Genomic DNA, 16,791 nt, shown 5'->3' with positions numbered 1-16,791 from the left:
ATGTTGAAAGTGTCAACCAAATTCTTTCTGTTCGTTGTGCTTATCTAAATGGTTTACTTGCTATTTGAGTCTTTCTGCCAAAACTGGATGCTCCCGTGGATATTTTGGTTGAGCAGGAAACTCATAACTAATAACATCTATAGCGTTGTTAAATAGTTGAGTCTTAACCTTGGTTCCCGTTATGCTTTAGAAATACTAACATATAGTTGATTTTTAGTAAATCTAAACATTTTTATAGTGGTAAATGTGTAGTGATAATAGACATTTAGTAACTAAAATTATTTCTTTTTAGCTTTGGATAAAAAGACTAGAAAAATAGTTGGAGTTTACATAAGTGAGTGCAGCGAAGATGGAGCTAGAGGATTATGTAGTGGGGAGAGGGGAGGAGGCTTTGGGTAAATCAATTGAGAACACACATCCTTGATGGGGGATATCCCGAACTGAGAGTACACCCTTGTTTAGGGACACGGCGCGTCGTGAAATTGTAAGCCCAATCCCCAATCCTGATCTATCTGTTCCCATCTGAGAAAAAGCCTTAAAAAGTTCTTCCGCCTCACCAGGCGGGAGTCCTCCACATTGATCCTCTATTTCAAGCAAAACACGCCCACCTACAGCCTTACCGCGTATCCATACAATCCCACCCTGCTTCGTGAACTTAATGGCATTTTGAACCAGATTCGATAAGGCAGATATTATTAGGTGACGATCTATTAAAACTTCCAATTCCGGCGCTACCTCAACACACACCTCAATTGATTTCGCACTTGCTTCAAACCATGCAGTAGCCTCAACTTCACTGACTAAATGAATAACTCGACATCTCTGATATTGTCCGGTTGATTCGTTCCGCAGTCGCACCTCAACAAGTGAACGATCAATAATGTCTCTCATACGCCTATGGGCATTCTCAAGAATACGAGATGTACTTCCATTGGCTCCGACTTTCCCTGTGATTATAAGTTGGGAAGCTAAACTAGCAGAGGTCAACGCATTTCGCAACTCATGTGCTAGAAATCCCAGACGTAGAACCTCATCCCGCTCTGCATTCTCGCGCTGACCTCGATTAAACTCTGTAACCGCTTCAGCGATAGCGATATCGAGGCAGAAATTTAATCGATTGAATTCACGAGGGGATGTTGTTTGATTAGTATTCTCCTGAATATACTCAGTGATAGCTTGACAAAGAGCGCCGTAGCCATGAACAACCTGAGAAATGCTATAGCCAAGTTTTAACGACTCTTTTCCCCGGCGTTCTGCTGCGGCTCTGTGAACACTTTCTATAGAATTGTTATGTGCTTCCCCAGATTCATCTATATCAGCATCAGCACGTAATACCTCAATGAGTTCATCGTAGAACACAGGTAATCCTCTTTCCATTTCGTCGCTCGAACTCATGGAATCAGCAAGACGCGCGATCTTTTTTGAACACAAGGCGAGAATTTCGTCACGTTCTGCTAAGAGAAATTCATGTAACATTATGAATGTTCTTAATTTTATACTTATTCTACCATCAGGAGATCGCTAGAACAGCGATCGCATCCACCCCAGAACAATTTCCCATACCCTCGCCGAGGCTAAGTATTTGACCCACATTCCGCACGTTATTTTGTAGTATAAAAAGCAATACAAAAATTTGGAAGTAGTTACTAAATTATCCGAATATAAATACTAAATCTGTATTATCACTATAGTCAGCCTCCAATTCAATTCAAAATGATTTTATTAGTGGTCTGACCATGAGCATCAATATCATAGATAATTGGAATTGCTGTTCCTAACTCAACATTGACAATCTCCTCTTCAGATAGGTTTTCCAAGTGCTTAATGATGGCACGGAGTGAGTTTCCATGCGCTGCAATCAAGACGTTATCTCCTGTGATTAACTGCGGCAAAATGCGATCGCAAAAGAATGGAACAGTGCGCTTCACCGTATCTGCCAAACTTTCGCCACCAGGTGGAGGCACAGCATAGGATCGTCGCCAGAGTTGCACCTGTTCTTGGCCAAATTTTACGGCAGTTTCAGCTTTATTCAAACCTTGCAGTTCACCATAGTACCGTTCATCCAGCATAGCTGTGGGATAAACTGGCAATTCCCGTTCGGGGCTACCGTTGTATTTATCCCAACCATGCCAGGCTTGATCATCTGCCTGATGCTTGATGATCGGAATTCTCCCGTCGCAAATATCATCGACTTCTGTCAAGATAATAATTGCAGTTTCAATAGCTCGAAACAGCATACTGGTAAAGCAAACTCTGACTCGATAATGCTTCAGTTTACAGGAGGCGATCGTTGCCTCTGCTCGCCCCTGTTCGCCTAAAGGAACATCAACCCATCCTGTAAATTTATTCTCTGCATTCCAAAGGCTCTGTCCGTGACAGGGCGGCCGCACCATGTCAATAAGCAAGCCCTATTTTCAATAGATTTAAAAATGATGTCATTAACTTTTGCTTATTGCGAAAATTTTAAGTGATCGCTTTGGGGCTTAAAAAATAATCAAACGCGAAATCCTTATTTTTTCGTTGGTTCTTAACCTTCGTTGCGATCAAGAGTAATTTAGATGCGTTTGCCCTGCTGTCCGTGACGGATCAATATTAATTTAGCCATTATGTGTTGCTTCGGTGTGCGATCGCGAAGCGCTGCTGCAAGCAGATCGCGTGGATCTAGAGTTCCAGGGTGTCAAAAATGTCACGCAGAATCTGTGCAGAATGAATAAGCTGTTGTTGCTCCATGTCGTTGAGAGTAAAGTTGACCCTCTTAATGACACCTTTTTCATTGACGACAGAGGGTAGGCTGAGACAAACATCGTTAATGCCATAGAAGTCATTCACCAGGCAGCTAACTGTAAGAATACGCTCCTGTCCACGCAGAATGGCTTGGACAATTTCAGTGGTTGCCAATCCAATAGCGTAGGAAGTACACCCTTTGCGTTTGAGGATTTCGTAGCCAGCGTTTTTAACGCGCTCAAAAATCTCTTGTGCAGCCTTATCTACTGCTGAACTACCCTCTCGGTCATAGAGAGGCATTCCGGCAATATTCACCTTGCTCCAAACGGGCACTTCACTGTCGCCATGTTCACCAATGATGTAAGCATGAACACTGCGTGAATCAATGCCCATTTTCTGCGCCAGCAGGGTACGAAAACGGGCAGAGTCAAGCACCGTTCCAGAGCCAATTACCCTAGCAGCAGGAAAACCGGAGAGCTTTAGTGTCACGTAAGTCATAATGTCTACGGGATTGCTGACAATCAGCAAGATAGCATTGGGGCAATATTTGACGACATCTGCAATCAAGCTCTTAAAGATGGCAACGTTGCGTACAACCAAGTCGAGGCGGCTCTCTCCCGGCTTCTGACTGGCTCCAGCAGTAATAATTACCAGGTCTGCATTCTGTCCGACATCGGCAACAGTGCCAGCTTTAATCTCAACAGGCTCGACAAAAGGAATGCCATGCATTAGATCCATGACCTCTCCCTGAAGCCGCTCTGTCTGAATATCTTGAAGAATTAACTCATCAAAACAGTTTTGGATCATCATCGAATAGGCACATGCCATCCCTACTTGTCCGGCACCAATAATGACACCTTTGCGAGGACGGATGCTGACTTTATTTTCAACACTGGGATTAGGCGTAAAGAGGGTTTCAAACATTTTTACTGCTGCAATAACTTAGTAAGCGATCGTCACTGAATTTTAGATTTTAGATTTCCAATCCAAAAGGAAAGTTAGGTACAATTTTTTACTCAAGTCCCTACCTTCCCTACGGGATGCGAGAGCGTTCAGGTATAGGATCAATCTAAAATCCAAAATTGTTTGACCTTATGCACTTAGGGACTTCCAGAGAATAAATTACCCAATTTATTGAGATGATATTTTTCTTTTCTCCCTGCTCCCTGCTCCCCTGCCTACACAGCAATTGATTATTTTTTAACTGGAAGTCCCTTACCAGGAGTGGAGCGCCCGGAGTTGAGGTGTTTTCTTCAATTGATGCATCTGCATCCGAGTCAAGACATCATCCAGAATCGTCACAGCTTCGGCAACAAACGGGCCCTTGTTGAGCATGACGCACTCAGCCCGCTCTGCCATTGCTGCATCCGTCATTTCTGCTCTTGAGGGAATTCCTTTTTTCACCAGATTTTCTAGCACCTGAGTTGCCCAAATCACCGGGATATGAGCCGCCTCACACAGCCAGAGAATTTCTTCTTGCATTTCAGCCAGTCGTTGATACCCAATTGCGATCGCCAAATCGCCTCTAGCAATCATCACCGCAAAGGGTTGTTGACCTGCCGCTTGCACAATCAACTCAGGTAAATTACTGACGGCTTGGGGTGTTTCAATCTTAGCAACAATGGCAATTTCACTCTTTTGAGGCATCCGATCTGCTAACTCTTGCTGGAGCAGTTTAATATCATTGGCAGATTGCACAAAAGAATAGCCCACAATATCGGCATGGGTGGCAACAAAATCTAAATCCTCTCGATCTTTATCAGTAAGTGGGCTAAGTTGCAAATCTGTATCGGGGAAGTTAAGCCCCTTGTCTGGCAGAAGTTTACTACCCTTTAAACTCGCATGGGTGATGCGTAAGAGAACACCCTGATCCGTAAGAGATTCTACACGCGCTCCAATACGACCATCATCAATCCAGGCAGTTGCACCCACCTGCAATTGATCGAGTACTCCAGGGAGAGTACAATTTGCCTGGAAACACTTAGCATCCGTCATACTAGGCATATCACGAGTTAAGACAAGACATTCCCCTTGAAAGATGCGGTGTTTCTGATTAGGTGTCATTACTAAGCCAATTCGGGGCTTCGGCCCTGCCAGATCCATTAAGACTTTGCAGGAATTTCCGGTTTCTTTCTCTGCCAGACGGACATTGCCAATCATCGCTTCCCAAAGGTTAGCGCGATCGTGGGCACAGTTAATGCGTACACAGTTAGTCCCTCGCTGAAGCAGATCGCGGACAAATTCGTAATGGCTAGCGGCTTCCATTGGCAATGTCACCATGATTCTGACCCGGCGATGAGATAAAGTCTGACCAAACACATCTTCGGTATGTTGGTGAAGTAGGCGATCGCCCTCCAGAAACGCCCCAATAGAAGGACGAATCGGCAAACTAGCCGAATTGACCTGACAGATTGCCCCCAGAGTGGAAATCACCGCATCTAAATTCGGCATGACTCGCGCTTCCAAACGACCCAAGGAAGATAAGCCCCAGGGGATTAAGGCAGCTTGCAGAGGACGTAGGTCATGTCTTCGTAGAGCCATGTAATGGGCAAGATTGAGTCCACTGCTGAGAAACTCTTGTCGTTGAATGCGCGATCGCCACTGGTAAAAAATGTCTTGCCCTTCTTGAATAACCACCTGACGCAATTTTTGCAGCGTATTTAACAAGACACAAGGATCAGATAGGTCTAATGCAAGGTAGTCAAAAGTATCTTCTTCTTGATTATGCTCTAGAGTAGAAATTGTCATTAAATAACCCTCAAAAGACTGTATTAACAATTTAATAACGAACCACAGAGGCACAGAGAACACAGAGAGAAAGAGAGAAAGAGAGAAAGATTCTAAAACTTAGTTTACGTAAGCATTGTTGGCTTGACAGACTACTAGTAGCGTCAATTGAGTTACCCCAAAACCGGGGGTTGTGTCTTACCAAATTGCCAGCTAAGGAGCGATCCCAAGCCCAACAGACTCACAACAAACACCACAATCCCGCCCACAAATGGAATCAGCGCAAGTACTGTGACAATCAGCAACCCAATCAAGAACTGCTGCAAGCTGCTTTGCCGTTGGTGTAGCCTCTCTGTAAGAAAATCGCTTTTTACCACTTGTTGACCGATGAATAGTGAAATTCCCAATGCCCCAACCAATGATGTCAGACTCACCATCAACATCAGGAGTGGAATCAATGGAATACCAATTAGGGTGATTGCCAAAAAAATGTTAAGGGCAAATAAGGTAAACATTGCCCCAATTCCCCATAAGGCGCTTTTACCGGGATATTGACGCACGGTAGCTGCTAAATTCGGCAGAAAAGGTGGTGCGGTTTGTAATAAAATTATGCCCAGAATTGCACCGACGATCGTCGAAAAAATCCGAAAACCAGCGTAAAAGAAATACATCGGCAAAAATCGATCTCGATGACGGTACATTCCCGTCATGCCTCGTGCATTATATTGACCATCGAATGTGCTGTTTGAGCCGCCAATTGTGGCTCCTTCTGCTAATACGACTTTGCCACCGATCGCATAGGCATCGCCATCTACCCGTGCGCCTTGCTTGAGAATGATATTTCCACCGATAGCGATCGCAGTTTGTGTCACCCGTCCATTGGGTTGGATGATCGCCGAACCACCAATGGCAATAGCATTTTCTACAACTTGTTTTTCTACAACCGTGACATTTCCGCCCAATCGAATCAGATTGGTATTATTAATATTTAGATCAGTCTGTGCGATCGCATTTCCGGCAAACAGAAATACTATCGTAGAGATAAACACGATTGTCAACTGCTTCCAGCTCATGGTTAAGACTCCTAATTTTATTTTCCAATCTCGCCAGTTAGATTAGGCAATACTTGACCGAAGAGGCAGAGGGAATTATCTTCAACAGTCTTCTCTAATCTTCTTCAACTAGTTTCACCTGATTATGTGGACTGTAATCTAAACAATTAATGGCTTGATCGGTTAGCACCGTTGATGGATGGACGGTGCATTTGAGATATGAATTATGGCTAAAATATCGACAGTGAGGACACTTGGCTTGATGAGGCAATTTGAGGCTAAATAAATACTGCTGCACCCGCTTAGGAATGAAGGCATAAATTAAAGTAGCGATCGCCGAAATAATCATAGCGCTGACTACTATCAGGAAACCCATATCTAGAACAGAAAGAGTTTCAACTCCCCGATGATTTAGAGGGAGTGAATTAGCTGGCAGAGTTGCGATCGATTTTTCTTCCATGACTCCATTACGCTCCTATATTCTGTTATAAATAGGTTCAAAATGAAGATATTTAACATCATAGTCATTAAATCATCTCGTTTTTTATACTGTTCCACTACTTTGGACGAGTACCGTTTGATTTACTGCATGAATTAATTGATTACGATATAAATTGTAATCAAAAGCAATAAAAATCTTGAGGATACAATAAGGGGTAAAGGTATCTTTTATAGCTTTACCCCTATAACTCAATACAGTTCAGTATGCTTTACTAATAATCACAGCTTTTAATACTGCTGTACTGTCTCTACCAGAAATGTTGAATGTAGATACAAAACTTTACATTTTTAATTAGAGTAGCTCTAAAAAGCCTAAAATAGTCAACATAACATCATCTCCTCAAACCAATGAACATAACTTATTTTTTGACACATACATGATTGTAAATAACGGAATTTATCTAATAGTGTATATCCCCATTGTTTGGGAATAGATAAAATCTGTAAAATCAAATATGCTATTAAACTAATGTAAATTTGTATAGTGATACCATTGACGTTCTTGGTAATTAATTTGTCAAGCTTTAAGTGCATCTTTAAAAACTTCCACAACAATTCAACTCCCCAACGTAGCCGATAAATATCCCTAATTTCATTATCAGTAACTGCCGCATTTCCTGATGCTGGTAAATTTGTCACCAAGCGAAACTCAGTTTTCGTATCTAAATCACAAAAGCTAATAACTCTATAGGCTTGGGCATCATCAGATGCACCAACTTTAATTAATCCAATTGAGTTAGAGAATTCTAGCTTCCAATTATTTTTAATCCGCAAGACGAAATATTTATTTTCTTGCGCCAAGTCTTGAATAAATTTTAACCCAGCAAATCCCCTATCCATTACCCCAACAGCATTTGTAGGTAAATTAGACATCATTTTTGAGCCAAAATTATAATCATGTTCATGCCCAAAATTGATGAAGTTATCTTCTGGAGTACCTGTAGCTAGATTTAAGGAACTAAAAAGTTTAACTTGATGATGTCCTAAAACCCACAACAACTTACTTGTTAAAGTAATAATTGTTGAATCAATAGGACAAATTGCATATTTGTCATGTAGTTTTTTCTAAGCTTTATTATGGACTAACTCATTTAATTTCTGATAAATTTCTTGGAAGGGTTTTTGTGTACGGTGAGAATTTGCTTTGGAAAAAGTAGAAATATCTACCTCAAACCCTGTGTTATTTAATCTTTTAAATAAATCTCGCATACTGGTTAAACTGTTATCCAGGGCATAGGATAGCCAGCACTCAAAGAATAGACGGCTGTTCAATACGGGATAATCATTTTTTGGCAGTTGTTTTAGGATGTCTTTGACAATTTTGGGAAATGAATTTATAATCACAATCAAACTAATATATTTTAAGCATTCGCCCAAAAATACCATATTTTGGGCTATTTTTATCGGATTTCTCTTAACATTCAACACTTCTGTGTCTCTACATATCTACAGGTTATACCCTGAGATATTTTTTTAATCAATTGTCAACTTTTCAAACAACCTCTAAGCAGGACTAAGAGTTTTTTGCAAGTTCTCAATTTTGTCTTGAGAAAAACTTGTTCTAATTAACTTTCCTCCAAAACGATTAAATTCTGCAATTATTTTCTCTAGATTAACGGAGGAAATTAGAACAAACAATGATGAAGAATTTGGTTTTAAAGATTCTTCAATTTCTGTTAAAAAACTACTATCAAATGTGCCCTCTTTAATAGTAAGAGTGCGATGAAAGAAAACTGCGCTAATGATTCCACCCCAGAGTTCATTACTCAGGTCTCCAGGTTCAACCAAATCGTGATATGGTTTAACCCTAATCTTACCAGCTGCATTTTTGGTAATCACAACTGCATCTTTCAAATCTGCTAAGTTTTCTCGTTCAAGTTTGAGTAGTTCTAAAAGTACTTCATCTGCTTTATATTTTTCATCGAAATTGACTACAACTAATTCACTCATACTATTTTTGGATTGTAATTGTTTAAAGGAAAAATGACTTTTTACTGTATCTGCATTTTACCTCATAAACTGCTGATTTTTAGTTTACGATACCTGTGATCGCTGCTACTGCATTTACTGATTTGGCGAATAGACTGGGCGTAAATGGGAAAGCGATCGCAAAAGAGTAGATTTTATCGCTCGGTTGTCGCGTAGAACGTCCGCGCCTGTGCCAGTAACTGGTCTTCGCTCATGTGTTGTTCATTGACGACGACTGTACCGACAACTAGCTGGGCGATATCTGGATGATGTTCTTTGAGATCCGCCAGCAGATAATCCATCGCGCTGCTCGATCCGGTTGAACTGCCAAAGATCAGAATCTTCTTTGCGCCACTTAGCGTAGGCGTAGCCCGTCGTAGACATCGCGCTATTGCCTCATAGAAGGATTTTAGTTCCGGCTGGCGCTGACCGTTGGCATCGTCATCCACATTGTGCAGATGCCGATGAGAGCCGTCCGGGTCGTAAGGAACGATCCGTTCTGGTACTGAGCCGTGCAGTTCAGTTTTATAGATACGCGCCTCACGGTGATCGATAACGACCAGCAGGTGGACACCCTCGGCGATGATTGCCTGGGCGGGGACAGCAGAACGCTCAAGAAAGTGGCGAATCTGCATTAGTTCATGGATATCAGATAAATCTTTGTGCTTCGAGGGGTGAACTGTCAGCGTCTCACCATTCCGCGTAAATCTCAGATTGCCGTTATGTTCCTGAGTCTCTTCAGTCAGTGCATTTAGCATTGATCGGACATCGTGCCACTGAAGGTTTCGGGCTACTGGGTGTCCAAAGATAGTGTTGTAAGTGGTTTGATGAATCCGGGACATCTGCGTTTCCATTAATTTCTCCTTAGTCTTGTTAGACCAGTTATCATCGGATACACTCAATCTCTAAAATGGCAAATAGTTCATTAACTTATAAACAATTCTGCTCATTTACTACTCTGGGCGACTACCGTTTGAGTTAATGGATGAATTGATTGATTACAATACGAGCTATGGCAACTCGCTGTTGTTGTCCTCCTGAAAGCTGCTTACGGCGGTTTGTTAAGCGATCGCCCAATCCAACCTTTCAGGCGCATGATGCTAAACGCGACGGTTTACCCAGTGTCCTGGCACCCATCGCCGATGACCGTGGGAGGTCGGTTGGTAATGTCCTGCCACCCAGACCCGGCGATAACGAGCGCGGCGTGTAGTATTGTGCCGAGTTTGTTCACGCTGGTTTTGAGCCAATTGATCTGGTGCAACCCGGTCTGCCTCGACGACACCGGAACGAGTTGAATTCTGCCCATCATTAACATTGAACTCTGCGGCTGCGGCAGATTTTGCCAAGACTCCAAGGGGAAGAGCAAGCATCAGGATAACGATTATGCGTTTCATTAGATGTTCCTTTCGATAAGTTGAGAGTAGCTAGAATTAAAGCGGTTGAACTGGAATTTCCTGCCTGCTTGACATACTGACAAGTTCATTGCTAATACTCATCGATTAATTGCGCTCTTTTTGGAGGAAGTTAGTCAATCAGGCAATGTTGTTGGACAAGATTTCAGATAACTCTCCTCGTTAACTACTCTGAGGGGCTATAGCTTGATTTCTTGAGTGAATTGATTCATTACGATATAAATCGTTACCAAATTCATTTTGACGGTTAGAGAGACGCGATAAATCGCCGTCTCTACAGGAAATTTATCCATCAATTATTTATGCTTTCAAAGCTTGTGCTGCAATCTGTTGGGGCTTTTATTTCTTTTTGCTTCTTGCCCGATCAAACGTGCCATTCAGTTCAGTCTCTTTCTTCCTGCTTGGGAGAATCATCGGGTGGTTGATCTCTTGCCATGCGTTGTTGCTCCTGCGATACCCATTCCCAAGCAATCAAACAACCAATGCTTAAACCTGCCAGCATCAGTGCCAATGTCCATGAGAAGCGACTGGGAAATTGGAAATCGATCCAGATGCCTAGTGCCATTCCTGATAAAGTTGGTAGGACGACTGACCAGCCGACCAAGCCAACAAAACCTAAGCCAAACAAAACGCCACCATGAGGTTTCGCTTGGTGAGCATAAAGTTTGCGGCGTGCTTGATTAGCGATCGCTTTGGCGTTAAGATGCGTTTGGGAGCGAGACTGACGAGAGGGTGGGGTTTTCATACATATTCACCTGTGGAATCAATTCTGCAAAGACCTTATGAAGATTGAGTTGCGGGCTTCTATGTATTGATTTAACGGCTCTAAATGACAAGTGGTATTGAGGTATCACTAAGTTTGTTAAAGATTTATAACTAAATCAAACGCTATGAACTCATTTTATACTTCTCTAACCTTTGCCAAGACCTAATCTCAACCACCCATTTGTCATGCTGGAGAAGTACAAGATTCAGAGCTTCTCTATAAACACTTACTAGCTGTTTAGAACAACGACAGTAGATACAGCAGTTTTCTTTTGCATGAGGTACAAAGTTACGGGTTTTGAGGCAGGATAGCGCAGCGTAAAGTCTTCTCTACGAGACCCTGCGGGAACGGCATGGCAACTCTTAGAGAGGCTGTGCCAACGCTTAGAGCGAGTCTGCGTAATCTTACTGGGGATCTTGCTACGCTTTTAGCGTCTGTCTGCGACACGCTGCGCGTACCCCTCCGGGGAAGCAAGCTACGCGTAAGCGTCCCGCAGGGAACGTAGAGAGCGTCGGCAGTTTGCAATATCAAAGCTTTGAAAAATTAAGTACTGTTTTTAGGGATTATCGCAATGAACCTAACCGATCGGCAAGATACGGATTTTCTGAAATTTATAGGAAAACTGCCACCCCAAGAGAATTACATCCCTGTTCAATCTTTTAATCAGGGAGCATGGTACTGGGTCGATAAAAACACCCCTTGCCTACAAATTGTTTCGCCCGTTCCAGATCCGTGGGGTCAGGAGTGGGTAATTGCACCCGTAGTAGACCGGGGAATTAAAGACCTCGTTGAAGAGCCTCCGTTAAGTGTGAGCTTGAAACTTTTCCCCCTCCCACCCTTAGACAAAGCTACCTCTGTGGAAATAACTCGGCAGATCGAATACGGTAAGTTTGTCCACACGCAAGAGAAATTATACTACTTTGTGACATTTAGTTGTCAAAATGATGATTCTTTAGCAGAACGTGAAAACCCACTGAGTGAGTGGGTGACATATTTTTTCTATCCGAAGGCGAAACAATGAGACGTTACAAGATGCGATGGCTACGCCCGCCGCAGGCATCGCAAAGAGTCAATTTGTGATGTTACAGTGGCACATTCTAAGTTAGAATAAATGTATTCACAGCGACAACGCTACACGTTGCGAGGCAACCAATATGGATGCCAATGAAGTTTTAAGACGATATGCAGTCGGAGAAAGAAATTTTAGACAGGCAGACTGGAGAGGGATCAGTTTAGCTAAAGCAAATTTGAGTGGGGTAGATTTGACTGGGGCACATTTGAACAACGCAGATTTGAGAAACTGTGATTTAAGTGATGCTAATTTAAACTGGGCTGGACTCAAAGGAGCCAATTTCAGTGGTGCTAATCTGAAGGGGGCAAAAATGCCTGATGGAAGAACGCACAACGATCGCTTAGAGTCTGCCAATTATTTTGCCTAATAAGCTAAAAAACATCTAAATTGTGCATATTTCAGATTAAATCAAACTCTTGTAGGGTGTGCAACATGAGCGCCCTAGTTATGCAATTTAAATGTGGAACAGCTTATCCCAGTGGATAGATAAATTAAAACGTCAAGAGCCACCACAGAGAAAGGGAAGTGGCCGGCGACTAGGCTATGAAAATCTGTCGCATAGGGAAAAAACGAAAAATCATTTTCTGTCCTGGTATACATACCCAGTTCATGACGGCTACATAAAAAATCAATGTAATTTCGTTCTGGAGATTTTGCCAAATGTCATTTACTATACAGGCTGCACGCTCCATTTTTCCTGATACCCAAGTTGCTAATTCAGTTCCAACTACTGTTGAATCATTCAATCAACTTCGGGCTGAAGATCAGTTGGCTTTACTTTGGTTTGCCTATACAGAGATGGGAGTCACAATTACTCCTGCTGCTATGCAGGTAGTCAACATAGTTTTTGCAGAAAAAACCTTGACTCAAATCAAGCAGATGCCATCTAGAGAGCAAACGCAAGTTATGTGCGATCTGGTTAACCATACAGATACGGACATCTGCCGTACTTATTCGTCTTTGGGCACTAATGTCAAGTTAGGTTTCTGGTATCAGTTAAGCGATTGGATGAAACAAGGAATCGTTGCTCCGATTCCCAAAGGTTATCAACTTTCTCCGAAGGCATCAGATGTTCTCCAAGCTATCCGTCAGATGGAAGGGGGTCAGCAACTGAGCATATTACAGGATATTGTTGTCAACATGGGTTATCCCCCAAGGTCTGGTACTCAAACAGCCAAAGAACCTGTGGTTGCACCTAAAGATATTGCACCACGAGTTAAGCTCAAAATTAAGGGCATCGACAACTTGACAGTCCTAAGCTACATGGAAAACATGAACGCTTTTGACTTCCAGGCAGCTGTGGCTTTATTTACTGAAGATGGTGCTTTGCAACCCCCTTTTCAAGAACCAATTGTCGGTCACGAGTCGATCCTCGCATATATGCATGAAGAATGCTATGGACTCAAGCTAATTCCTGAGCAGGGGGTGTCTGAGCCAGCAGAGGCAGAGTTCACCCAAATTAAAGTGACGGGTAAAGTGCAAACTCCCTGGTCTGGTGAAAGTATTAGCATAAATTTAGCATGGCGATTCTTGCTTAATCCCCAAGACAAAATTTTCTTTGTGGCGATTGATTTGTTGGCATCTCCTCAAGAACTACTAAACCTGGGCATTATCAGGTAAAAGTATAGTTGCTGGGAAACTCTATCCCCTGTCCAAAAATCACGTCCCTTGTAGGCGTGATTTTTTATGGAAATTTAGCATTAACTCTAGCTATTTTTGCTCAACAAAAATACTATAAGCAGTGTCTGTTGTAAATATCTGTGAAAATGGGATCGCGTCATCCGATAGCTGAACGCCCAAAAGTTATTAGCTAAAGCTTAGAAGTTAAATATTTTAGTAAAACTTGTACAACTTATACACTAATCAAACGCTTGCTGAAACATGATTTCTAATCTTAGAGTGTCATACTAACCTTTATCAACAAATTGACAAAGTTTACTGAAATATATGCTTAATAAAACTTTATTAACGAGTCCTCGCAAATTGAGTATATCTACAACAATCAGTCAATCGATGATGAGTAAGCATTTTTGCCCTAACTGTTCAGACGTTTTACTCCGTCATGTGCGTTTGGGAGAACTTTACTGGCGCTGTAGTTACTGCTATCAGGAAATGCCCGTTTAGAAAACGGGGGTGGTAAGCTAATGCACCATTGTTAAAGTCTGATTGTCGGTTTATGGCAATCAGACCTCACGCAAAATTGTTCGCGTAGTCTCGTCAAGAAAAGAATTTTAGACGGGGATTTTAACGGATTCAAATCACTCACTTTACTTAAAGCGTAACTAATAATCAGTAAATTAATCATCTGTACTAGATAGAAACCTTACCAAGCAATCTAGTTCTCTCCCATTGGTAAGCCTAACTCTAACAGTATCGAAACTGTGAGAATAAATTTTAGTGACTAACATGAAACCTAAGTCTTTGTGGTATATTGGCTTGTGGGCTTTGTAGTAGTTAAAGGCAGTGATAATATCCATCTTAGAGTACCTAGTGCAGGTTGACAAAATATCTAACCAGTTAGTTTCTAAAATCAAGCTAAGATTAATAATTAGTTAATTTATCATTAAAAAAGATAGTTTTTATAATATTAAAAAAAAATATTTATAAATATCTACTTTTTTGAGACATCACCAAACATATATGTAATTTATTTAACTTTTTAAATATATTTTCTCTACCTTCAGTAGGATGTTTAAGTTAGAAGATATATCACACTATAAGTAGTTATACAGTATATACTGCACATTCCACCCTTTTAATCAGGATAGAAGGGACTTTTAAACAAGATAGTGATAAATAGTAAAGTGTGTGCAATTGGATTTGGTTAACTAAAAATCGAGATTTTTTGACTCAAATATTTTAGAGTCTTGTTAATTATTAACCTTATCCAAACTGTCTTAAAATAGGTGGTTATATAAGTGAACTGTGAGTCAAATCGTAGTTACCGATTGATATCTGCTTAACCATTCTGAGATTGATGAATGTAGTACCTAATGGGAGATTACTGTACTACATCACCTCTTTAGATATTCATATCGAGTCTTGAAACATCGGGTTTTAAAACTGTGTAGACGTGGAGCAGTTTGTCATCAGACATCGTGTGTTCAGCGATTCTTTAACTAAAAATAGATTATTAGGATTCAGACTCTATGACTATTTCTCCTTCTAAACCAAAGGTTTCAGATATCGAAAACGGTAAATCTGTCACACTTAACATTGAAGAACTGCGTCAGATAAATGCTTACTGGCGTGCCTGTAACTATTTAGCTCTAGGTATGATATATTTGCAGGACAACCCACTGCTAAAAGAACCCCTCAAGCCAGAACACATCAAGAATCGCCTGTTAGGGCATTGGGGTACAAGTCCCGGTTTGAGCTTTATCTACGTCCATCTCAACCGTTTAATCAAAAAATATGATTTGGACGTGATTTACATCGCAGGCCCCGGTCATGGCGCTCCGGGCATCCTTGGGCCGACATACTTAGAAGGAACCTATTCTGAGGTTTATCCTGATAAGAGCCAGGACGAGGAAGGGATGCTGAAGTTTTTCAAACAGTTCTCCTTTCCTGGTGGAATTGGTAGCCATTGCACACCTGAAACTCCTGGCTCGATTCATGAAGGCGGCGAGTTAGGTTACAGCCTCTCCCACGCTTACGGGGCTGCTTTCGATAACCCGGATTTGATTGTGACAGCAGTTGTTGGTGACGGGGAAGCAGAAACTGGGCCTCTAGCAACAGCTTGGCATTCTAATAAATTTATCAACCCCATTCGGGATGGTGCCGTTTTACCAATCTTGCATTTGAATGGCTACAAGATTGCTAACCCCACCATCCTAGCCCGCATCAGCCATGAGGAACTAGAGGACTTATTCAAGGGCTATGGCTACACACCTTACTTTGTGGAAGGGCATGAGCCAGCGCAAGTGCATCAACTGATGGCAGCAACCCTGGAAATAGTTGTTTTGGAAATCAAAAAAATTCAAACCGAAGCCAGGACTTCGGGTGTTGCAAAACGTCCTCGTTGGCCGATGATTGTCCTGCGTACCCCCAAAGGATGGACTGCGCCGGCAGAAATAGACGGTCATAAATTAGAGGGATTTTGGCGATCGCACCAAGTACCAATCACAGATGTAGCTACTAATCCTGCACACATGAAGATTCTAGAACACTGGATGAAAAGTTACAAGCCAGAGGAATTATTTGACGAGCATGGCAGTCTAATTCCCGAACTCAAAGAACTGGCTCCGATTGGTCATCGCCGCATCAGTGCTAATCCCGTTGCTAACGGTGGAATTCTACGTAAAGAATTGCGCCTTCCCGACTTCCGCAACAACGCAGTTGAGGTAGACAAGCCTGGTGCTGTTGAGGTGGAAAATACGAAGCCTCTAGGGAACTTCCTGCGAGATATCATGCGTAATAACATGAATAATTTCCGCATATTCGGGCCAGATGAAACCGCCTCCAATCGACTCAGTGCCGTCTACGAAGTCAGCGAGAAAGTCTGGTTGGCAGATATGCTCCCTGAAGATGCAGATGGCAGTGAGCTATCTACCGACGGGCGAGTGATGG

The 16,791-nt window shown here is 42.0% G+C and carries 13 protein-coding genes and 3 pseudogenes; 4 read left to right on the top strand and 12 right to left on the bottom strand.

The genetic code is table 11. From position 1 onward, the window contains the following. Positions 1 to 363 precede the first annotated feature (363 nt). From V7K25_RS10370 to V7K25_RS10315, 12 genes and pseudogenes are all read right to left on the bottom strand, one after another. Positions 364 to 1,476, bottom strand: coding sequence for a sensor histidine kinase (locus tag V7K25_RS10370; RefSeq protein ID WP_335157547.1), 1,113 nt, complete (start codon positions 1,474 to 1,476; stop codon positions 364 to 366). A 227-nt stretch (positions 1,477 to 1,703) separates the two neighbouring features. Further along, positions 1,704 to 2,405, bottom strand: coding sequence for a 2,3-bisphosphoglycerate-dependent phosphoglycerate mutase (locus tag V7K25_RS10365; protein ID WP_335157545.1), 702 nt, complete (start codon positions 2,403 to 2,405; stop codon positions 1,704 to 1,706). 256 nt (positions 2,406 to 2,661) lie between these two features. Next, complete coding sequence (locus tag V7K25_RS10360) at positions 2,662 to 3,648, bottom strand: L-lactate dehydrogenase (RefSeq protein WP_335157543.1); 987 nt, start codon at positions 3,646 to 3,648, stop codon at positions 2,662 to 2,664. A 291-nt stretch (positions 3,649 to 3,939) separates the two neighbouring features. Further along, on the bottom strand, positions 3,940 to 5,472 hold the full coding sequence (locus V7K25_RS10355; RefSeq protein ID WP_335157541.1) for a pyruvate kinase: 1,533 nt from the start codon (positions 5,470 to 5,472) through the stop codon (positions 3,940 to 3,942). Between the two features lie 152 nt (positions 5,473 to 5,624). Then, entirely contained in the window at positions 5,625 to 6,524 is a 900-nt protein-coding gene (locus V7K25_RS10350) for a polymer-forming cytoskeletal protein (RefSeq protein WP_335157539.1), read from the bottom strand. Positions 6,525 to 6,618: 94 nt separating this feature from the next. After that, entirely contained in the window at positions 6,619 to 6,963 is a 345-nt protein-coding gene (locus V7K25_RS10345; RefSeq protein ID WP_335157537.1) for a hypothetical protein, read from the bottom strand. 362 nt (positions 6,964 to 7,325) lie between these two features. After that, a pseudogene (locus tag V7K25_RS10340) lies at positions 7,326 to 8,348 on the bottom strand (IS4 family transposase). Between the two features lie 159 nt (positions 8,349 to 8,507). Then, positions 8,508 to 8,954, bottom strand: a complete 447-nt coding sequence (locus V7K25_RS10335; RefSeq protein ID WP_335157535.1) for a DUF1269 domain-containing protein — start codon at positions 8,952 to 8,954, stop codon at positions 8,508 to 8,510. Positions 8,955 to 9,127: 173 nt separating this feature from the next. Next, positions 9,128 to 9,826, bottom strand: coding sequence for a hypothetical protein (locus V7K25_RS10330; RefSeq protein WP_335157533.1), 699 nt, complete (start codon positions 9,824 to 9,826; stop codon positions 9,128 to 9,130). 136 nt (positions 9,827 to 9,962) lie between these two features. Next, positions 9,963 to 10,058: pseudogene (locus tag V7K25_RS10325) on the bottom strand (ATP-binding cassette domain-containing protein); the annotation flags it as partial. Positions 10,059 to 10,072: 14 nt separating this feature from the next. Next, entirely contained in the window at positions 10,073 to 10,366 is a 294-nt protein-coding gene (locus tag V7K25_RS10320) for a hypothetical protein (RefSeq protein WP_335157531.1), read from the bottom strand. Positions 10,367 to 10,766: 400 nt separating this feature from the next. Further along, entirely contained in the window at positions 10,767 to 11,129 is a 363-nt protein-coding gene (locus tag V7K25_RS10315; protein WP_335157529.1) for an AtpZ/AtpI family protein, read from the bottom strand. 592 nt (positions 11,130 to 11,721) lie between these two features. On the opposite strand from V7K25_RS10315, the gene V7K25_RS10310 reads away from it, so the two are divergent. From V7K25_RS10310 to V7K25_RS10295, 4 genes and pseudogenes are all read left to right on the top strand, one after another. After that, positions 11,722 to 12,171: a hypothetical protein gene (locus V7K25_RS10310; protein ID WP_335157527.1), complete on the top strand. Its 450-nt coding sequence runs from the start codon at positions 11,722 to 11,724 to the stop codon at positions 12,169 to 12,171. A gap of 133 nt (positions 12,172 to 12,304) precedes the next feature. Further along, positions 12,305 to 12,589 (top strand): pentapeptide repeat-containing protein, encoded by a 285-nt coding sequence (locus tag V7K25_RS10305; protein ID WP_179069707.1) that lies wholly within the window; start codon positions 12,305 to 12,307, stop codon positions 12,587 to 12,589. Positions 12,590 to 12,882: 293 nt separating this feature from the next. After that, positions 12,883 to 13,842 (top strand): orange carotenoid protein N-terminal domain-containing protein, encoded by a 960-nt coding sequence (locus tag V7K25_RS10300; RefSeq protein WP_335157525.1) that lies wholly within the window; start codon positions 12,883 to 12,885, stop codon positions 13,840 to 13,842. 1,529 nt (positions 13,843 to 15,371) lie between these two features. After that, positions 15,372 to 16,791, top strand: a pseudogene (locus V7K25_RS10295) (phosphoketolase family protein); the annotation flags it as partial.

Source organism: Nostoc sp. (assembly GCF_036919495.1).
In the GTDB taxonomy this organism is placed as follows: domain Bacteria; phylum Cyanobacteriota; class Cyanobacteriia; order Cyanobacteriales; family Nostocaceae; genus Nostoc.
Note: the sequence above shows the minus strand (reverse complement) of the source record. Positions and strands in the feature narration are given on the sequence as shown.